This window comes from Streptococcus sp. 3167 (genome assembly GCF_013277175.1).
GTDB lineage: Bacteria > Bacillota > Bacilli > Lactobacillales > Streptococcaceae > Streptococcus > Streptococcus pseudopneumoniae.
The window spans coordinates 48019-68943 of record NZ_VMML01000027.1; the positions used below are offsets into that span (position 1 = coordinate 48019).

A 20925-nucleotide genomic window follows, 5' to 3' on the forward strand; every position below is an offset into this window, starting at 1 on the left:
AGCCGATGTTAGATGTAGAAGCGATTCGCAAGGATTTTCCAATTTTAGACCAGATTGTCAACGATGAACCGTTGGTCTATCTGGACAATGCTGCGACGACACAAAAACCACTAGCAGTACTGGAAACAATCAACCGCTACTATGAGAACGACAATGCCAATGTTCACCGTGGTGTTCATACCTTGGCAGAAAGGGCGACAGCTTCTTATGAGGTGGCTCGTGAAACCATTCGTAAGTTTATCAATGCAGACTCTACAAAGGAAGTTCTCTTTACCAGAGGAACGACAACCAGTCTGAACTGGGTAGCGCGTTATGCTGAGGAAGTCTTGACTGAGGGAGACCAGGTCTTGATTTCAGTAATGGAACACCATTCTAATATCATTCCATGGCAGGAAGCTTGTCGAAAGACTGGGGCAGAGCTTGTCTATGTCTATCTTAAAGATGGTGCCTTGGATATGGAGGATTTGCGAGCTAAATTGACTGATAAGGTTAAATTTGTTTCCCTAGCTCATGCCTCCAATGTTCTTGGTGTGGTCAATCCGATAAAGGAAATCACTCAATTAGCCCACCAAGTTGGTGCCATCATGGTGGTGGATGGTGCTCAATCTACGCCTCATATGCAGATCGATGTCCAGGACTTGGATGTGGACTTCTTTGCCTTTTCAGGTCACAAGATGGCTGGTCCGACTGGTATCGGTGTTCTGTACGGAAAAGAGAAGTATTTAGAACAAATGTCACCCCTTGAATTTGGCGGCGAGATGATTGATTTTGTCTACGAGCAATCTGCTAGTTGGAAGGAATTACCTTGGAAATTCGAGGCTGGAACTCCTAACATGGCAGGTGCTATCGGACTGGCAGCAGCAGTGGATTATCTGGAAAAGATTGGTATGGATGCCATTGAAGCCCATGAACAGGAATTGATCGCATACGTCTATCCAAAACTGCAGGAGATTGAAGGACTGACTATTTATGGTTCACAGGACTTGGCTCAACGTTCAGGTGTCATTGCTTTTAACCTAGGCGACCTTCATCCTCACGACCTTGCAACGGCTTTGGATTATGAAGGTGTGGCAGTTCGTGCGGGTCACCACTGTGCGCAACCCTTGCTCCAGTATTTGGATGTTCCAGCAACAGCACGTGCAAGTTTTTATATCTACAATACCAAGGCAGATTGCGATAAGCTAGTCGATGCCTTACAAAAGACAAAGGAGTTTTTCAATGGCACTTTCTAAACTAGATAGCCTTTATATGGCAGTGGTAGCAGACCATTCGAAAAATCCACATCACCAAGGGAAGTTAGAAGACGCTGAGCAAATCAGTCTCAACAATCCGACCTGTGGAGATGTCATCAACCTCTCTGTCAAGTTTGATGCAGAGGACCGTTTGGAAGATATTGCTTTTCTAAATTCAGGTTGCACCATCTCAACTGCCTCTGCCAGCATGATGACAGATGCAGTTTTAGGAAAAACCAAACAAGAAATTTTAGAACTTGCAACTATTTTTTCTGAAATGGTTCAAGGGCAAAAAGATGACAGACAAGATAGTCTTGGAGATGCAGCCTTCTTGTCAGGTGTTGCCAAATTCCCTCAACGAATCAAGTGTGCAACTCTAGCTTGGAATGCCCTGAAGAAAACAATTGAAAATCAAGAAAATCAATAAGACAAGTTTCTTTTGTCTTATGAATCAGTAGAAATGAAGAATGAAAGAAAGGATATTATGGCTGAAGAAAGAGTAGAACCAAAACCAATTGATCTTGGTGAATATAAATTTGGTTTCCATGATGATGTAGAGCCTGTCCTATCGACAGGAAAAGGATTGAATGAGGATGTCATTCGTGAACTATCAGCTGCCAAGGGAGAACCTGAGTGGATGTTAGAATTCCGTTTGAAGTCTTATGAAACCTTCAAAAAAATGCCCATGCAAACTTGGGGAGCAGACTTATCAGAGATTGATTTTGATGACTTGATCTACTACCAAAAACCATCTGATAAACCAGCTCGTTCCTGGGATGAGGTTCCTGAAAAAATTAAAGAAACCTTTGAACGTATTGGGATTCCAGAAGCTGAACGTGCTTATCTTGCTGGAGCTTCTGCCCAGTATGAGTCCGAAGTAGTTTACCATAACATGAAGGAAGAATTTGAGAAGTTAGGTATTATCTTTACAGATACGGATTCTGCTCTCAAGGAATACCCAGATTTGTTTAAACAATACTTTGCTAAGTTGGTACCACCAACAGATAATAAGTTGGCTGCCCTCAATTCGGCAGTATGGTCAGGTGGAACCTTTATCTATGTACCAAAAGGGGTCAAAGTGGATATTCCACTTCAAACTTACTTCCGTATCAACAACGAAAATACAGGTCAGTTTGAACGTACCTTGATTATCGTTGATGAGGGAGCAAGTGTCCACTACGTTGAAGGGTGTACAGCGCCAACATATTCAAGTAACAGCTTGCATGCTGCCATTGTAGAAATCTTTTCCTTAAAAGGAGCTTATATGCGTTATACAACCATTCAAAACTGGTCTGACAACGTCTATAACTTGGTAACGAAACGTGCCAAAGCCTTGAAAGATGCGACTGTTGAGTGGATTGATGGAAACTTGGGTGCCAAAACAACCATGAAATACCCATCTGTTTGCCTAGATGGAGAAGGGGCGCGTGGTACTATGCTTTCTATTGCCTTTGCTAATGCAGGGCAACACCAGGACACTGGTGCCAAGATGATTCACAATGCTCCACATACCAGTTCGTCTATCGTGTCTAAATCCATCGCTAAAGGCGGAGGAAAGGTTGACTACCGTGGTCAAGTAACCTTTAACAAGAACTCTAAGAAATCTGTTTCTCACATTGAATGTGATACCATTATCATGGATGACTTGTCGGCATCAGATACTATTCCATTTAATGAAATCCACAACTCGCAAGTTGCTTTGGAACACGAAGCTAAGGTTTCTAAGATTTCAGAAGAACAATTGTATTACCTCATGAGTCGTGGATTGTCAGAATCTGAGGCAACTGAGATGATTGTTATGGGATTTGTTGAACCCTTCACAAAAGAACTTCCAATGGAATATGCTGTTGAGCTGAACCGCTTGATTAGCTATGAGATGGAAGGGTCAGTTGGGTAAAATTTGGTTTTAGATATACTCAAAATCAAGGACTTTGATACTATTCGAAAATCAAAGTGTAAACCACGTCAGCTTTATCTACAACCTCAAAGCGGTGCTTTGAGCAACCTACGGCTAGCTTCCTAGTTTACTCTTTGATTTTCATTGAGCATTAGATCTACTCAAAATCAAGAACTTTGAAGATGAATTTGTAATAAAAAAAATCGCGGTTTAAATCGCGATTTTTTTATAATTTCTCGTTAACAAAGCGGACAAACTGATTCCACCAAACTTTTAAGAAGAAGGCTTTTTCCATTTTCTTGTCTGCAACCATTTCGAAACTAGGGCGCTCTGTGGTGATGTAACCTTGACCGATCAAGTCCTTGTCTTCGTAAGTCAGATGGCCAACCACTGTTCCAGCTTCAAGTGGTGCTGGGATTGCTTTGGAATCAGGTGTGAATTGAACAGATTGGGAAGATTGGTTCCCAACACGTTCAATTAGATAGATATCCTCTGGGGCCACTGCAGTGACCGTATCTTCTTTTCCATCTTGTACAGGGGCTTTGCTATCTTGATAGGCATCGCCTTGCTGAACGATTTTGCGAAGTGTAAATGTAGAAGAAATATAATCCATTAGGGAAGAGGTAGCTGTAAACCGAGCGTAAGGATTATTGTCTTGATGGTCTGCATTTAAAACAACTGTGATGACTCTCATGCCTTTTTCGACAGTAGTACCAACAAAAGACTCTCCAGCCTTATCTGTTGTTCCTGTTTTCAGTCCATCAAAACCACCACGGTAAGCAGGCATACCTTCTAACATGTAGTTGGTTGAAGTGATTGTTATCCCATCAAAAGTAGAAGAAGGTTTTTTGGTGATTTCCAAAACTTGTGGGTATTTTTTGATGAGGTTGCGGGCAACGATGGCAACATCATAAGCACTGAGCTTATTTTCATCATCTTTATTAGAACCTGGGTAAATGTTATCTCCTAGAGTCTCGTTGTTAAGACCAGTTGTATTGACAACCGTGGCATCTTTGATTCCCCATTCCAAGAGTTTTGCCCTCATCCTATCGACGAAATCTTTTTCTGAGCCAGCAATTTTCTCAGCTAGGGCAATAGCGGCGCTGTTGACACTAGATACCAGAGTTGCTTCAAGTAACTCTTCAACAGTATAATTACGAGCCTCCATAGGAACATTACTGGCTTCAGAATTTGTCGTCAATTGATAAGGATAATCAGAAATATCTACTGGGGTGGAGAGGGTAATACTTCCGTTTTCCAGAGCTTCATAGACCAGGTAAACGGTAAGCAGTTTTGTAATAGAAGCGATTTCGACTGGCTGAGTTGCATCTTTTTCATAAAGTATTTTTCCAGTATTTGCTTCAACAGCAATGGCATGTTTTGCAGCAATATTAAAATCTTGAGCAGCAACAGTAGAAGCACCTCCTAAAAGGGAGACAGTTAATAAAGTTAAAAATATTTTTTTCATAGTAGTCTTATTCTATCATAAAGAAAAAAAATATTCTTGCTTTAATAATTCATCCGTTAAGCTTTTTGAAAATATGGTAAAATAGAGTGAGGGAGGTAACTCATGTTTCGTAGAAATAAATTATTTTTTTGGACCACAGAAATTTTACTCTTAACAATCATCTTTTACCTATGGAGACAGATGGGGTCTTTGATTAACCCTTTTGTTAGCGTGCTTAATACAATTATGATTCCATTTTTATTAGGGGGCTTTCTTTATTATTTGACAAACCCTATTGTTACTTTCTTAAATAAAGTCTGTAAACTCAATCGTTTGCTTGGTATTTTAATTACCTTGTGTGCTTTGGTCTGGGGGATGGTCATAGGTGTTGTCTATCTCTTACCTATTTTGATTAATCAGTTATCTAGCTTGATTATATCTAGTCAAACTATTTATAGTCGAGTACAGGACTTAATCATAGACTTATCTAATTATCCTGCGCTCCAGAATTTGGATGTAGAAGCTACAATTCAGCAGTTAAACTTATCCTATGTTGATATTCTTCAAAAGATCCTAAATAGCGTATCAAATAGTGTGGGGAGCGTCTTGTCAGCTCTTATCAGTACTGTTTTGATTTTGATTATGACTCCAGTTTTTTTGGTTTATTTCTTACTAGATGGACATAAATTCTTGCCCATGCTTGAAAGAACGATTCTAAAGAGGGATCGTTTGCATATTGCAGGCCTCTTAAAGAATTTGAATGCGACGATTGCTCGCTATATTAGTGGAGTTTCGATTGACGCAATCATTATAGGTTGTTTAGCTTATATTGGCTATAGTATTATTGGTTTAAAATATGCTTTAGTTTTTGCTATTTTTTCTGGTGTAGCCAATTTAATTCCTTATGTGGGGCCAAGTATTGGTTTGATTCCTATGATTATTGCAAATATATTCACTGATCCCCATAGAATGCTGATTGCAGTGATTTATATGCTTGTTGTTCAGCAGGTAGATGGCAATATCTTATATCCTCGAATCGTAGGAAGTGTTATGAAGGTTCATCCAATCACGATTTTAGTTTTACTTTTGTTGTCAAGCAATATCTATGGTGTAGTTGGAATGATTGTCGCAGTGCCAACCTATTCTATCTTAAAAGAAATTTCTAAGTTCTTATCCCGTTTGTATGAAAATCATAAAATAATGAAAGAACGAGAAAGAGAATTAGCTAAGTAAAAGTCAGGAGAACCCTGATTTTTCTTTACTAGAAGTGGCCTTTAGATTAGAAGATTGAAAATAAGTTAAAGTCCTAAACTAATTTTCACAGCTAAAAATAGTAGAAGTTAATCTGGTAAAAATCGAAAAAACCAGTGGAATTCCGTGTCAGGGTAAGTTCCACTGGTTTTCATAGTCTATTAAAGTTTGAATGAAATTTATTTATTTTAGCACAACAAGTAAAACGTAGTCCGAATAATATAAGGATTGATTTTATAGTTTTTAAACTCAAATGGATTGAAACAAAGAGAGTAGGAAAATTCTCATCTGAAAGTATTTTAGAATAATTCTCTTCGTGAATTTCTTCAAAACAGATAGCTTCATCTTAGGTATGTGTTAATTGGATTTCGTAAGTTCTATTCATAATCGTAAAGTTATGCACTGAGAAAGTTGTAGTTAGTATCCCAGTTTGCTAAATTTCTCGAATAGTATCTTTTTTAGGTATGTGATTTCTTTTTGCATTTTTGTGTTAGATAAGGTATAATAGTTTTATTGTCTTTTGGGGTCGTTACGGATTCGACAGGCATTATGAGGCATATTTTGCGACTCGTGTGGCGACGTAAACGCTCAGTTAAATATAACTGCAAAAAATAACACTTCTTACGCTCTAGCTGCCTAAAAACCAGCAGGCGTGACCCGATTTGGATTGCTCGTGTTCAATGACAGGTCTTATTATTAGCGAGATACGATTGAGTCTTGTCTAGCGGCTTGATAAGAGATTGATAGACTCGCAGTTTCTAGGCTTGAGTTATGTGTCGAGGGGCTGTTAAACTAATACATAACCTATGGTTGTAGACAAATATGTTGGCAGGTGTTTGGACGTGGGTTCGACTCCCACCGGCTCCATTGATAATTTACATTGTTTTGTAAATCTTTCTAAAACGTTGTTTTTACAACGTTTTTTATTTTATTCTTTGGTATTCTTTTGCAAAAAAAGAATACAACATTTTGTTGTATCCTAAATATTAAATCAAGTCCTGAATTTTCTTAAGTTTTTATCATATTTTCTGTTATAATTAAGGTGCCTTAAGAAAAATAATGAAAAAACTAAATGTTTTTCATATAGTTTTCATTGTTTTAATAGTTTAAAGTCAATCTTATTTTTCTCTAATAGAAAATAATGAAAAAGTAGGTTTAGAAAGAGGTAAGTATCTATGTCTTCTCATAAAAAAGTGTCACTCTCTGAGATTAATCAATCTATCGATACTCCAAATAACAATCATTTCTGGCAAAATTTAAAGGCCTTTTTAGGTCCGGGTGCTCTTGTCGCAGTTGGTTATATGGATCCAGGAAACTGGATTACCAGTGTAGTCGGTGGTGCTTCCTATAAGTATAGTCTCTTGTTTGTTATCTTGATTTCATCTCTCATTGCCATGCAACTTCAGCAGATGGCAGGAAAGCTTGGTATTGTAACCCAGATGGACCTGGCTCAAGCAACGGCTCATCATTCACCTAAATGGCTTCGTTATAGTCTATGGGTGATTTTAGAATTAGCCTTGATGGCGACAGATCTGGCAGAAGTTCTAGGTTCAGCGATTGCTCTCAATCTTCTCTTTAAGATTCCGATTATGATAGCCATCCTCTTGACCGTGTTGGATGTTTTTCTCTTATTGCTTCTGATGAAATTTGGCTTTAAGAAGATTGAAGCTATTGTGACAACACTGATTTTAACCATTCTAGCAATTTTTACCTATCTTGTAGCCTTGTCACATCCAAGCTTCCAAGGAATCGTTGAGGGTTATCTACCGAATGCAACCTTATTTGAAAGTCCTTTGCCAGGGCATGAAAGTCAATTAACCTTGGCACTAGGGATCGTGGGAGCAACTGTTATGCCTCATAACCTCTATTTGCATTCATCCTTGTCACAGACTCGTAAAATCAATCACAAGGACAAAAATGATGTTCGAAAAGCCGTACGCTTTATGACCTGGGATTCTAATCTCGAGTTATCCTTGGCCTTTGTCGTTAACTCCCTTCTTTTGATCTTAGGAGCGGCTCTCTTTTTCGGCCATGCATCCGAGATTTCTGCCTTCTCTCAAATGTATAATGCCTTGCAGGATTCTACTATTGCAGGAGCTATAGCTAGCTCGACCTTATCAACCTTGTTTGCCTTGGCTTTATTAGCCAGTGGTCAGAATTCGACAATTACGGGTACCTTGACTGGACAAATCGTTATGGAAGGTTTCTTGCATATGAGATTGCCTCAATGGTTCATTCGTTTGGCGACTCGCCTCTTTGCCTTGCTACCTGTCATGATAGTTGCAGTTCTGTTTGGTCATCAGGAAAAAACCTTGGATCAGTTATTGGTCTATTCACAGGTCTTTCTTTCAATCGCTCTTCCGTTTTCAATCTTCCCTTTGATTTATTTAACTTCTAAGAAATCACTGATGGGCGAATTTACCAATGCTAAATGGAATACCATCCTTGGTTATATTGTTTCCATTATCTTAACAATTCTCAATGTGAAATTGTTATTTGATATTTTCTAAGAAATTCACCCGAGTTATAAAACAAGCATATAAGAAAAAAGATACCCAAGATTTCTTGGGTATCTTTTTTAAAATAAACGGAAGACATGGGATTCGAACCCACGCACGCTATTACACGCCTACCGCGTTTCCAACACGGCCTCTTAAGCCTCTTGAGTAATCTTCCAATGCTTACTCAAATAGTCTACCATAAAGGCTCTTATCTTGCAATAAAAATTCTGGAAATAAGAAAAATGATAGATTTTGAAAGAAAATGATAAAAAACGCTTGACTTTGAAAGAAAGTGTGATAGAATGAATAGTGTAAACGATAACAGGAGGTGATTCGGTGTTAAAAACAGAACGTAAACAACTGATTTTAGAGGAGTTAAATCAACATCGTGTAGTTTCTCTAGAAAAATTAGTTAGTTTGCTAGAAACGTCAGAATCAACGGTTCGAAGAGACTTGGATGAGTTGGAGGTAGAAAACAAGCTTCGTCGTGTGCATGGTGGAGCAGAATTACCCCATTCCTTGCAGGAAGAAGAAACCATTCAAGAAAAATCTGTCAAAAACCTTCAAGAGAAGAAGTTGTTGGCTCAGAAAGCAGCCTCTCTCATTAAGGAACAAGATGTCATCTTTATCGATGCTGGAACAACAACTGCTTTTTTGATTCATGAATTGGTCAATAAGAATGTTACAGTCGTGACCAATTCGATTCACCATGCCGCTCAGTTGGTTGAAAAGCAGATTCCAACGGTCATGGTTGGAGGAAGTGTCAAGATGGCGACAGATGCTAGCATCGGGGGCGTTGCTCTTAACCAGATTAACCAATTGCACTTTAACCGTGCCTTTATCGGGATGAATGGTGTGGACGATGGCTATTATACGACTCCTGATATGGAGGAGGGAGCTGTGAAGCGTGCTATTTTAGAGAATGCCAAACAGACCTATGTCTTGGTGGATTCGTCTAAAATTGGACAAACTTGCTTTGCTAAGGTAGCACCACTTAAACGAGCTATTGTTATCACAAGTCAAGGGCATGAGCTCTTGCAGGTTATTAAGGAGAAAACGGAGGTAATAGAAGTATGATTTATACAGTCACACTCAATCCATCCATTGACTATATCGTTCGTTTGGACCAAGTCCAAGTCGGTAGTGTCAATCGTATGGATAGTGATGATAAGTTTGCTGGTGGGAAAGGAATCAATGTCAGTCGTGTCTTGAAACGCTTGGATATTCCCAATACAGCAACTGGATTTATCGGAGGTTTTACTGGTAAATTTATCACAGATACTTTGGCTGATGAAGAAATTGAGACACGTTTTGTCCAAGTGGCAGAAGATACTCGTATCAATGTTAAAATCAAAGCAGACCAAGAAACAGAAATCAATGGGACTGGTCCAAATGTGGAACCAGCTCAGCTAGAAGAATTGAAAGCTATTTTATCTAGTCTGACAGCAGAAGATACGGTGGTGTTTGCGGGTTCAAGTGCTAAAAATCTGGGCAATGTCATTTACAAGGATTTGATTGCCTTGACGCGTCAGACGGGTGCGCAAGTGGTTTGTGACTTTGAAGGACAGACCTTAATTGATAGTTTGGACCACCAGCCACTTTTGGTCAAACCAAACAATCATGAACTTGGAGCTATCTTTGGGGTTAAACTTGACAGTTTGGACCAGATTGAGAAATATGCTCGAGAGTTACTGGTTAAGGGTGCTCAAAACGTCATTATCTCTATGGCTGGTGACGGTGCTCTTCTTGTCACATCTGAGGGAGCTTATTTCGCTAAACCAATCAAAGGAACAGTGAAAAATTCAGTCGGAGCTGGTGACTCTATGGTCGCTGGATTTACAGGTGAATTTGTCAAAGCAAAAGACGCAGTAGAAGCCTTCAAATGGGGAGTAGCTTGCGGAACGGCAACCACCTTCTCGGATGACTTGGCAACGGCGGAATTTATTAAAGAAACATATGAAAAAGTTGAGGTAGAAAAAAGATGAAAATTCAAGACCTATTGAGAAAAGATGTTATGTTGCTGGATTTGCAGGCGACTGAAAAAACTGCTGTCATCGAAGAGATGATTAAAAGCTTGGTAGATCACGGTTATGTGACAGATTTTGAAATCTTTAAAGAAGGCATTTTGGCGCGTGAAGCTCTGACTTCTACTGGTTTGGGTGACGGAATCGCAATGCCTCACAGTAAAAATGCTGCTGTCAAAGAAGCGACAGTTCTCTTTGCTAAGTCAAACAAGGGAGTTGACTATGAGAGCTTGGATGGACAAGCAACTGACCTCTTCTTCATGATTGCGGCTCCAGAAGGTGCCAATGATACTCACCTAGCAGCCTTGGCAGAATTGTCTCAATACTTGATGAAAGACGGCTTTGCTGATAAACTTCGTCAAGTAACATCAGCTGATCAAGTTATTGACCTCTTTAACCAAGCTTCAGAAAAAACGGAAGAGGCTGTTCAAGCACCTGCTAATGAATCTGGTGACTTTATCGTTGCTGTTACAGCTTGTACGACAGGTATTGCCCACACTTACATGGCCCAAGAGGCCCTTCAAAAAGTGGCTGCTGAAATAGGTGTTGGAATTAAGGTAGAAACCAACGGTGCTAGCGGTGTTGGAAACCAACTAACTGCTGAAGACATCCGCAAGGCTAAAGCTGTTATCATCGCAGCAGACAAGGCCGTTGAAATGGATCGTTTCGATGGCAAACCATTGATCAATCGTCCAGTTGCTGACGGTATCCGTAAGACAGAAGAGTTGATTAACTTGGCTCTTTCAGGAGATGCGGAAGTCTACCGTGCCGCTAATGGTGCAAAAGCTGCAACAGCCTCTAACGAAAAACAAAGCCTTGGTGGTGCCTTCTACAAACACTTGATGAGTGGTGTATCTCAAATGCTGCCATTTGTTATCGGTGGTGGTATCATGATTGCGCTTGCCTTCTTGATTGATGGTGCTTTGGGTGTGCCAAATGAAAACCTTGGAAATCTTGGTTCTTATCATGAGCTAGCTTCTATGTTCATGAAAATCGGTGGTGCAGCCTTTGGTTTGATGCTTCCAGTCTTTGCAGGTTATGTTGCCTATTCTATTGCTGAAAAACCAGGCTTAGTAGCAGGTTTCGTGGCTGGTGCTATTGCCAAAGAAGGTTTTGCCTTTGGTAAAATTCCTTATGCTGCAGGTGGTGAGGCAACTTCAACTCTTGCAGGTGTCTCATCTGGTTTCCTAGGTGCCCTTGTTGGTGGATTTATCGCAGGTGCCCTGGTTCTTGCTATTAAGAAATATGTCAAAGTTCCACGTTCACTTGAAGGTGCTAAGTCAATCCTTCTATTGCCACTTCTTGGAACAATCTTGACTGGATTTGTCATGCTAGCTGTTAATATCCCGATGGCAGCAATCAACACTGCTATGAATGACTTCCTAGGTGGTCTTGGAGGAGGTTCGGCTGTCCTTCTTGGTATCGTCCTTGGTGGAATGATGGCTGTTGACATGGGTGGACCGGTCAATAAAGCGGCTTATGTCTTTGGTACAGGTACGCTTGCAGCTACTGTTTCTTCAGGTGGTTCTGTGGCTATGGCAGCAGTTATGGCTGGAGGAATGGTGCCACCACTTGCAATCTTTGTCGCAACTCTTCTTTTCAAAGATAAATTTACTAAGGAAGAACGCAACTCAGGTTTGACAAACATCATCATGGGCTTGTCATTTATCACTGAGGGAGCGATTCCATTTGGTGCCGCTGACCCAGCTCGTGCTATTCCAAGCTTCATTCTTGGTTCAGCAGTAGCAGGTGGCCTCGTTGGTCTTACTGGTATCAAACTCATGGCACCACACGGAGGAATCTTCGTGATTGCCCTTACTTCAAATGCTCTTCTTTACCTCGTTTCTGTCCTGGTAGGAGCAATCGTAAGTGGTGTGGTATATGGTTACCTACGTAAACCCCAAGCATAAAAAATAGATATAAAATGAAAAGATTGGACCGTTTGGTGCAGTCTTTTTCTCTTTCCGAAATGTTTGTGAAATATGGTATAATAGAAGAATGGCAAACAAGAATACAAGTAAAACAAGACGGAGACCGTCTAAAGCAGAACTCGAGAGAAAAGAAGCGATCCAACGAATGTTGATTTCGTTGGGAATCGCGATTTTATTGATTTTCGCAGCCTTCAAATTAGGGGCTGCAGGTATAACCCTTTACAATTTAATTCGCTTGCTGGTGGGGAGCCTAGCTTATCTAGCAATATTTGGCCTCTTGTTCTATCTCTTCTTTTTCAAGTGGATACGAAAACAGGAAGGACTCTTATCTGGCTTTTTCATCATATTTGCAGGCTTGCTCCTGATTTTTGAGGCCTACTTGGTTTGGAAATATGGTTTGGATAAGTCCGTTCTAAAAGGAACCATGGCTCAGGTTGTGACGGATTTGACTGGTTTTCGAACGACCAGTTTTGCTGGTGGAGGCTTGATTGGTGTCGCTCTTTATATTCCAACCGCCTTTCTCTTTTCAAATATCGGCACTTACTTTATTGGTTCTATCTTGATTTTAGTGGGTGCCCTCCTAGTCAGTCCTTGGTCTGTTTATGATATTGCTGAATTTTTCAGTCGAGGATTTGCCAAATGGTGGGAAGGGCATGAGCGTCGAAAAGAGGAACGCTTTGTCAAACAAGAAGAAAAAGCTCGCCAAAAGGATGAGAAAGAGGCTAGATTAGAACAAGAAGAGACCGAAAAAGCCTTACTCGATTTGCCTCCTGTTGATATGGAAACGGGTGAAATTCTGACAGCAGATGTTGTACTTGACGTTCCACCTATACCTGAAGAAGACTGGGTGGAACCAGAAATCATCCTGCCTCAAGCCGAACTTGAATTCCCTGAGCAGGAAGATGGCTCTGATGACGAAGATGTTCAGGTCGATTTTTCAGCCAGGGAGGCTCTTGAATACAAACTTCCAAGCTTACAACTCTTTGCCCCAGATAAACCAAAGGACCAGTCTAAAGAGAAGAAAATCGTCCGAGAAAACATCAAAATCCTAGAAGAAACCTTTGCTAGCTTTGGTATCAAGGTAACGGTTGAACGGGCTGAAATTGGGCCATCAGTGACCAAGTATGAAGTCAAGCCTGCAGTGGGTGTAAGGGTCAACCGCATTTCCAATCTAGCAGATGACCTCGCTCTAGCCTTGGCGGCCAAGGATGTCCGAATCGAAGCACCTATCCCAGGGAAATCTTTAGTGGGAATTGAGGTACCTAACTCTGAGATTGCGACAGTTTCTTTCCGCGAACTATGGGAACAATCTCAAACGAAAGCAGAAAATCTCTTGGAAATTCCTCTAGGAAAGGCGGTTAATGGCACCGCAAGAGCTTTTGACCTTTCTAAAATGCCCCACTTGCTCGTCGCAGGTTCAACGGGTTCAGGGAAGTCAGTAGCAGTTAACGGCATTATTGCTAGCATTCTGATGAAAGCAAGACCCGACCAGGTCAAGTTTATGATGGTGGATCCCAAGATGGTTGAGTTGTCTGTTTACAATGATATTCCCCACCTCTTGATTCCAGTCGTGACCAATCCACGCAAGGCCAGCAAGGCCCTGCAAAAGGTTGTGGATGAGATGGAAAACCGCTATGAACTCTTTGCCAAGGTGGGAGTTCGTAATATTGCAGGCTTTAATGCCAAGGTAGAAGAGTTTAATGCTCAGTCTGAGTACAAGCAGATTCCACTACCACTTATTGTTGTGATTGTGGATGAGTTGGCTGACCTCATGATGGTAGCAAGCAAGGAAGTGGAAGATGCTATCATCCGTCTAGGACAGAAGGCGCGGGCTGCAGGTATCCACATGATTCTTGCAACCCAGCGTCCATCCGTTGATGTCATCTCTGGTCTGATCAAGGCTAATGTCCCATCTCGTGTAGCATTTGCGGTTTCATCAGGAACAGACTCCCGTACGATTTTGGATGAAAATGGAGCAGAAAAACTTCTTGGTCGAGGAGACATGCTCTTTAAACCGATTGATGAAAATCATCCAGTTCGTCTCCAAGGCTCCTTTATCTCGGATGACGATGTTGAGCGCATTGTGAACTTCATCAAGGCTCAGGCAGATGCGGACTACGATGATAGTTTTGAACCAGGTGAGGTTTCTGAAAACGACGGTGAATTTTCAGATGGTGAATCTGGTGGTGACCCGCTCTTTGAAGAAGCCAAGGCTTTGGTAATCGAAACTCAGAAAGCCAGTGCATCTATGATTCAGCGTCGTTTGTCAGTTGGATTTAACCGTGCGACCCGTCTCATGGAAGAGCTTGAGATGGCAGGTGTCATCGGTCCAGCTGAAGGTACCAAGCCAAGAAAAGTATTGGAACAATAAAAAAATAGCTTCTTTCCAAGTTTGGAGGGAGCTATTTTATTGGCTATTGATTACTTTTATACTCTTCGAAAATCTCTTCAAACCACGTCAGCTTCGCCTTACCGTATATATGNNACAGTGTTTTGAGCAGCTTACGGCTAGCTTCCTAGTTTGTTCTTTGATTTTCATTGAGTATTATTTTCTGAAGTTGGAGTATTGGACTGTTTTTCATTATCAGCGGCAGGTTTACTTGGAGTAGGAGCAGGAGTAGAAGAATCCTGAGTTGCTGTTTTCTGCTCTTCTTTTTTCTCTTCCTTGCCGCTAGATTTTGGCGTTTCCTCTTGTTGTTTTTTTTTCTTGACTAGTATTATTTTCCTTATTGGGACTAGTATTTTCCTGAGGGGATTCCTTTTGAATTTCTTTGACAATGGTTGTCGTCGGTGTTGTCGTCGGTTCTTTTTTGGTATTTTTATTATTATCCAAGGCATTCATAATCGTGATAGTCGCAGTAATCAAGCCGAGGATACTAGCGATAGTAGTAATGGTTTTTTGAAAAACAGTAAAGCCTTTTTTGATATGTTCTGTTTTTGGTTTTGAAGTTCTACGATAGTTAGACATACATTCTCTCCTTTGATTAAAATTTATTATACCGCATTTCTTTAAAAAAAATCTTAAAAAAAGAGGAATTGCCCTTTCTTGTCGCAGGCTCCGTTTCATGATACAATAGAAGGAGTGATTTTAGAAAGCGTGAGAAAACATGATTTACTTTGATAATTCGGCGACGACCAAGCCTTATCCTGAAGCCCTTGAAACCTATATGCAGGTGACTTCAAAAATTTTAGGAAATCCATCTAGTCTCCATCGTTTGGGAGACCAGGCAACACGAATCTTAGATGCTTCTCGCCAACAGATTGCAGATTTAATCGGTAAGAAAAGTGATGAAATCTTCTTTACATCTGGTGGGACAGAAGGAGATAACTGGGTCATCAAGGGAGTAGCATTTGAAAAAGCCCAGTTTGGCAAGCACATCATCGTATCAGCCATTGAACATCCGGCAGTTAAGGAATCGGCTCTCTGGCTGAAAAGTCAAGGATTTGAAGTGGATTTTGCTCCAGTTGATGAGAAAGGATTTGTGGACGTCGAGGCCCTAGCAGTTTTGATACGACCTGATACAATCCTCGTTTCCATCATGGCTGTGAACAATGAAATAGGCTCTATCCAACCTATTGAGGCTATTTCAAAACTATTGGCAGACAAGCCAACTATTACTTTCCACGTTGATGCGGTTCAGGCACTTGCTAAGATTACAACTGAAAAATATCTGACAGAACGAGTGGATTTCGCGACTTTCTCTGGTCACAAGTTCCACGGAGTTCGTGGTGTTGGTTTTGTCTATATCAAGTCTGGTAAGAAAATTACGCCACTGTTGACTGGTGGAGGTCAGGAGCGTGATTACCGTTCGACAACTGAAAATGTGGCAGGGATTGCAGCGACAGCCAAGGCTCTCCGTTTATCTATGGAAAAGCTAGATACCTTTAGGAGCAAGACTGGGCAGATGAAGGCAGTGATTCGTCAAGCCCTTCTGGACTATCCAGATATTTTTGTCTTTTCAGATGAGGAAGACTTTGCCCCTCATATCCTGACTTTTGGAATCAAGGGTGTTCGTGGTGAAGTCATCGTTCACGCTTTTGAAGACTATGATATTTTTATCTCAACGACCTCTGCTTGTTCGTCCAAGGCTGGGAAACCTGCAGGAACTCTGATTGCCATAGGAGTAGATAAAGATAAGGCCCAGTCAGCTGTGCGTCTTAGCCTAGACCTTGAAAATGATATGAGTCAGGTCGATCAGTTTTTGACCAAGCTAAAATTAATTTACAACCAAACTAGAAAAGTAAGATAGGAGCATTTATGCAGTATTCAGAAATTATGATTCGCTACGGTGAGCTGTCAACCAAAGGCAAAAACCGTATGCGTTTCATCAATAAACTTCGCAATAATATTTCAGACGTTTTGTCTATCTATCCCCAAGTTAAGGTAAGGGCAGATCGTGACCGTGCCCATGCTTACCTCAATGGAGCTGATTACACAGCAGTAGCAGAATCACTCAAGCAAGTCTTCGGGATTCAAAATTTTTCTCCAGTATATAAGGTTGAAAAATCTGTAGAAGTTTTGAAGTCTTCTGTCCAAGAGATTATGCAGGACATCTACAAGGAAGGCATGACCTTTAAAATCTCTAGCAAGCGTAGCGACCACAACTTTGAACTTGACAGTCGTGAACTCAATCAAACGCTTGGAGGAGCTGTTTTCGAAGCAATTCCAAACGTACAAGCTCAAATGAAAAGTCCTGATATCAATCTCCAAGTGGAGATTCGAGAAGAGGCAGCCTACCTTTCTTATGAAACCATTCGTGGGGCTGGTGGTTTGCCAGTTGGAACTTCAGGTAAAGGGATGCTTATGTTGTCGGGAGGGATTGATTCACCTGTAGCTGGTTATCTAGCGCTTAAGCGTGGGGTAGATATTGAGGCAGTTCACTTTGCCAGCCCACCTTACACCAGTCCTGGAGCCCTTAAAAAAGCCCAAGATTTGACTCGTAAATTGACTAAGTTTGGGGGCAATATCCAGTTTATCGAAGTTCCTTTTACAGAGATTCAAGAGGAAATCAAGGCTAAAGCGCCAGAAGCTTACTTGATGACTCTAACTCGTCGCTTTATGATGCGGATTACCGATCGTATTCGTGAGGTACGAAATGGTTTGGTTATCATCAATGGGGAAAGTCTAGGTCAAGTAGCCAGTCAAACCCTCGAAAGCATGCAGGCTATTAACGCTGTGACCAACACTCCCATCATTCGTCCTGTGGTTACCATGGACAAGTTGGAAATCATCGATATTGCACAAGAAATTGATACCTTTGACATTTCAATCCAGCCTTTTGAAGACTGTTGTACCATTTTTGCACCAGATCGTCCAAAAACAAATCCTAAGATTAAGAATGCAGAGCAGTATGAAGCACGTATGGATGTTGAAGATTTGGTTGAGCGAGCAGTTGCTGGAATCATGATTACTGAGATTACACCTCAAGCTGAAAAAGATGAAGTTGATGACTTGATTGACAATCTGCTCTAATCAGAAAACGCAAAAGAATAGCGAAAATCAGGAAATAAAGTTAGTTTTTTCTCTAAAAAATAGGTAAAAAACTAACTTTTTTTCTATTTTTATGATATAATGAGATAAAATTTTGAATATAGAGAGTTTTCTGACAATGAATCAATCCTATTTTTATCTAAAAATGAAAGAACACAAACTCAAGGTTCCTTATACAGGTAAGGAGCGCCGTGTGCGTGTTCTTCTGCCTAAAGATTATGAGAAAGACACGAATCGTTCCTATCCTGTTGTTTACTTTCATGACGGGCAAAATGTTTTTTATAGCAAGGAGTCTTTCATTGGTCATTCATGGAAGATTATCCCAGCTATCAAACGAAATCCCGATATCAGTCGCATGATTGTCGTTGCTATTGACAATGATGGTATGGGGCGGATGAATGAGTATGCGGCTTGGAAGTTCCAAGAATCTCCCATCCCAGGGCAGCAGTTTGGTGGTAAGGGTGTGGAGTATGCTGAGTTTGTCATGGAGGTGGTCAAGCCTTTTATCGATGAGACCTATCGTACAAAAGCAGACCGCCAGCATACGGCTATGATTGGTTCCTCACTAGGAGGCAATATTACCCAGTTTATCGGTTTGGAATACCAAGACCAAATTGGTTGCTTGGGCGTCTTTTCATCTGCCAACTGGCTCCACCAAGAAGCCTTTAACCGCTATATCGAGCGTCAGCAACTATCGCCTGACCAGCGCCTCTTCATCTATGTGGGAACGGAAGAAGCGGATGATACAGACAAGACCTTGATGGCTGGCAATATCAAACAAGCCTATATCGACTCGTCGCTTCGGTATTACCATGATTTGATAGCAGGTGGGGTACACTTAGATAATCTGGTCTTAAAAGTTCAGTCTGGTGCCATCCATAGTGAAATCCCTTGGTCGGAGAATTTACCAGACTGTCTGAGATTTTTTGCAGAGAAATGGTAAGTTAGAAAAGGAGAAAGCCAATGCATATTGAAAACCTTAGCCACTGGAGTGGCCATCTCAACCGTGAAATGTACCTCAATCGTTATGGATATGCTGGAATTCCAGTTGTGGTCTTTGCTTCATCAGGTGGCAGTCACAATGAATACTATGATTTTGGCATGATTGACGCCTGTGCTTCCTTTATCGAGGAAGGCCGTGTCCAGTTCTTTACCCTATCCAGTGTGGACAGTGAGAGCTGGTTGGCTACTTGGAAAAATGGTCACGACCAAGCGGAAATGCACCGTGCCTACGAACGTTATGTGATTGAGGAGGCCATTCCTTTTATCAAGCATAAGACAGGTTGGTTTGATGGCATGATGACGACAGGTTGCTCCATGGGCGCCTATCATGCACTCAATTTCTTCCTCCAGCATCCAGATGTCTTTACCAAAGTGATTGCTCTTAGTGGTGTTTACGATGCACGTTTCTTTGTCGGCGATTACTACAACGATGATGCTATTTATCAAAACTCGCCAGTAGATTATATTTGGAATCAGAACGACAGCTGGTTTATTGACCGTTACCGTCAGGCAGAGATTGTGCTTTGTACGGGGCTTGGTGCTTGGGAACAAGACGGTCTACCGTCTTTCTACAAGCTCAAAGAAGCCTTTGAGCAGAAACAAATTCCAGCCTGGTTTGCTGAATGGGGACATGATGTCGCTCACGACTGGGAATGGTGGCGCAAACAAATGCCTTATTTCCTTGGAAATCTCTATTTATAAAAGGAGTTACCTATGAATTACCTTGTTATTTCTCCCTACTATCCGCAAAATTTTCAACAGTTTACAATTGAGCTAGTTAATAAAGGCATCACAGTCTTGGGAATTGGCCAAGAACCTTACGAGCAATTGGATGAACCTTTACGCAATAGCCTGACCGAGTATTTCCGTGTAGATAACCTTGAGAACATAGATGAAGTCAAACGTGCAGCTGCTTTTCTCTTTTATAAACATGGCCCTATCGACCGCATCGAATCTCATAATGAATACTGGCTTGAGCTAGACGCAGCACTCAGGGAGCAATTCAATGCTTTTGGTGCCAAACCAGAGGATCTAAAAAAGACGAAATTTAAATCTGAAATGAAGAAACTTTTCAAAAAAGCAGGTGTTCCTGTGGTACCTGGAGCTGTTATCAAGACGGAAGCAGATGTTGATCAAGCAGTGAAAGAAATAGGCCTTCCAATGATTGCCAAACCTGATAATGGAGTGGGAGCAGCCGCAACCTTTAAACTGGAAAGCCAGGAAGATGTGAACCATTTCAAACAAGAATGGAATCACGCAACCAGTTATTTCTTTGAAAAATTTGTCACTTCCAGCGAAATCTGTACCTTTGACGGGCTCGTGGACAAGGATGGAAAGATTGTTTTCTCAACAACCTTTGACTACGCCTATACACCGCTTGATCTCATGATTTATAAGATGGACAATTCCTACTATGTGCTCAAGGATATGGTTCCCAAACTACGCAAGTATGGAGAAGCGATTGTCAAAGAATTTGGTATGAAAGAACGGTTCTTCCATATTGAGTTCTTCCGTGAGGGGGACGATTACATTGCCATTGAGTACAATAACCGTCCTGCAGGTGGTTTCACCATTGATGTTTATAACTTTGCTCATTCCTTGGACCTCTATCGTGGCTATGCAGCTATTGTCGCAGGAGAAGAGTTTCCAGCGTCAGACTTTGAAGCTCAATATTGTTTAGCTACATCCCGTCGTGCAAATGCTCACTATGTTTATTCTGAGGAGGACTTGCTTGCCAAATATAGCCAGCAGTTCAAGGTTAAAAAAATCATGCCAGCTGCCTTTGCGGAACTGCAAGGAGATTACCTGTATATGTTGACAACTCCGAGTCGACAAGAAATGGATCAGATGATTAAGGACTTTGGTCAGCGTCAGGCTTAAGAGACTATCGGATTAAGGAAATTCACTCCCTTAATCCTTTTGTTTTGTCTGATAAAAAATAAGAGCATCCTAACAAGGTAGCTATCATAGAACTTGTTCGATAACTATTTGAAGCAGGATTAGGTGGATAGAAATTGAATTTTAACATTTCAATTTAGTCATAGTATTGTGCTTTCGTATCCTTAAATCAGCTAAAAGGATCCATGACGACACCTATATGATATAGTTTTCAAGATACCAAACAAGTCTATTAATACTCAATGAAAAT

General features: G+C 41.0%; 15 protein-coding genes, 1 tRNA gene, 1 other RNA gene and 1 pseudogene. 15 read left to right on the forward strand and 3 right to left on the reverse strand.

Features of this window, described 5'->3' with window-relative positions:
- Positions 1-5 precede the first annotated feature (5 nt).
- The 3 genes from HT678_RS04870 to sufB are packed head-to-tail and all read left to right on the forward strand — an operon-like array spanning position 6 to position 3129.
- Entirely contained in the window at positions 6-1232 is a 1227-nt protein-coding gene (locus HT678_RS04870) for a cysteine desulfurase (protein ID WP_138704281.1), read from the forward strand.
- A complete protein-coding gene (gene sufU, locus HT678_RS04875) occupies positions 1219-1659 on the forward strand; it encodes a Fe-S cluster assembly sulfur transfer protein SufU (protein WP_001218477.1) in 441 nt (146 codons plus the stop codon). The genes HT678_RS04870 and sufU overlap by 14 nt, the downstream gene beginning before the upstream one ends.
- Positions 1660-1716: 57 nt before the next feature.
- On the forward strand, positions 1717-3129 hold the full coding sequence (sufB, locus tag HT678_RS04880) for a Fe-S cluster assembly protein SufB (RefSeq protein ID WP_000797052.1): 1413 nt from the start codon (positions 1717-1719) through the stop codon (positions 3127-3129).
- A 226-nt stretch (positions 3130-3355) separates the two neighbouring features.
- Here the strand turns inward: sufB and pbp3 are convergent, their stop codons facing one another.
- On the reverse strand, positions 3356-4597 hold the full coding sequence (gene pbp3 / locus HT678_RS04885) for a D-alanyl-D-alanine carboxypeptidase PBP3 (protein WP_172924634.1): 1242 nt from the start codon (positions 4595-4597) through the stop codon (positions 3356-3358).
- 102 nt (positions 4598-4699) lie between these two features.
- Here pbp3 and cozE point away from each other — a divergent pair, with 102 nt between their 5' ends.
- The 3 genes from cozE (at position 4700) to HT678_RS04900 (ending at position 8337) form a co-directional block, all read left to right on the forward strand.
- On the forward strand, positions 4700-5809 hold the full coding sequence (gene cozE / locus HT678_RS04890; RefSeq protein ID WP_050219086.1) for a cell elongation protein CozE: 1110 nt from the start codon (positions 4700-4702) through the stop codon (positions 5807-5809).
- A gap of 540 nt (positions 5810-6349) precedes the next feature.
- Positions 6350-6697, forward strand: a transfer-messenger RNA (tmRNA) gene (ssrA, locus tag HT678_RS04895).
- A 305-nt stretch (positions 6698-7002) separates the two neighbouring features.
- On the forward strand, positions 7003-8337 hold the full coding sequence (locus HT678_RS04900; RefSeq protein ID WP_000094595.1) for an Nramp family divalent metal transporter: 1335 nt from the start codon (positions 7003-7005) through the stop codon (positions 8335-8337).
- Between the two features lie 78 nt (positions 8338-8415).
- Here HT678_RS04900 and HT678_RS04905 read toward each other — a convergent pair.
- Positions 8416-8503: transfer RNA gene (locus HT678_RS04905), tRNA-Ser, on the reverse strand.
- Between the two features lie 161 nt (positions 8504-8664).
- Here HT678_RS04905 and HT678_RS04910 point away from each other — a divergent pair.
- From HT678_RS04910 to HT678_RS04925, 4 genes are all read left to right on the forward strand, one after another.
- Positions 8665-9405: a DeoR family transcriptional regulator gene (locus HT678_RS04910; protein WP_172924635.1), complete on the forward strand. Its 741-nt coding sequence runs from the start codon at positions 8665-8667 to the stop codon at positions 9403-9405.
- Positions 9402-10313 carry a 1-phosphofructokinase gene (gene pfkB, locus HT678_RS04915; RefSeq protein WP_172924637.1) on the forward strand — a complete coding sequence of 304 codons (912 nt, stop codon included), beginning with the start codon at positions 9402-9404 and terminating at the stop codon, positions 10311-10313. The genes HT678_RS04910 and pfkB overlap by 4 nt, the downstream gene beginning before the upstream one ends.
- On the forward strand, positions 10310-12262 hold the full coding sequence (locus tag HT678_RS04920) for a fructose-specific PTS transporter subunit EIIC (protein WP_172924638.1): 1953 nt from the start codon (positions 10310-10312) through the stop codon (positions 12260-12262). The genes pfkB and HT678_RS04920 overlap by 4 nt, the downstream gene beginning before the upstream one ends.
- 88 nt (positions 12263-12350) lie before the next feature.
- Positions 12351-14654 carry a DNA translocase FtsK gene (locus HT678_RS04925; RefSeq protein WP_078138006.1) on the forward strand — a complete coding sequence of 768 codons (2304 nt, stop codon included), beginning with the start codon at positions 12351-12353 and terminating at the stop codon, positions 14652-14654.
- 164 nt (positions 14655-14818) lie between these two features.
- Here the strand turns inward: HT678_RS04925 and HT678_RS04930 are convergent.
- Positions 14819-15251: pseudogene (locus tag HT678_RS04930) on the reverse strand (DUF6556 family protein).
- A gap of 139 nt (positions 15252-15390) precedes the next feature.
- Between HT678_RS04930 and HT678_RS04935 the strand changes: the two are divergent.
- The 5 genes from HT678_RS04935 to HT678_RS04955 all read left to right on the forward strand — a co-directional run bounded on the left by HT678_RS04935 (position 15391) and on the right by HT678_RS04955 (position 20657).
- A complete protein-coding gene (locus HT678_RS04935; protein WP_000638947.1) occupies positions 15391-16533 on the forward strand; it encodes a cysteine desulfurase family protein in 1143 nt (380 codons plus the stop codon).
- Between the two features lie 8 nt (positions 16534-16541).
- Positions 16542-17756, forward strand: a complete 1215-nt coding sequence (gene thiI, locus HT678_RS04940) for a tRNA uracil 4-sulfurtransferase ThiI (RefSeq protein WP_001200054.1) — start codon at positions 16542-16544, stop codon at positions 17754-17756.
- Positions 17757-17892: 136 nt separating this feature from the next.
- Positions 17893-18717, forward strand: a complete 825-nt coding sequence (locus HT678_RS04945) for an alpha/beta hydrolase (protein WP_172924640.1) — start codon at positions 17893-17895, stop codon at positions 18715-18717.
- Between the two features lie 20 nt (positions 18718-18737).
- Positions 18738-19478 (forward strand): esterase family protein, encoded by a 741-nt coding sequence (locus HT678_RS04950; RefSeq protein WP_119946949.1) that lies wholly within the window; start codon positions 18738-18740, stop codon positions 19476-19478.
- A 12-nt stretch (positions 19479-19490) separates the two neighbouring features.
- Positions 19491-20657 carry an ATP-grasp domain-containing protein gene (locus HT678_RS04955; RefSeq protein WP_172924642.1) on the forward strand — a complete coding sequence of 389 codons (1167 nt, stop codon included), beginning with the start codon at positions 19491-19493 and terminating at the stop codon, positions 20655-20657.
- Positions 20658-20925: the final 268 nt, after the last annotated feature.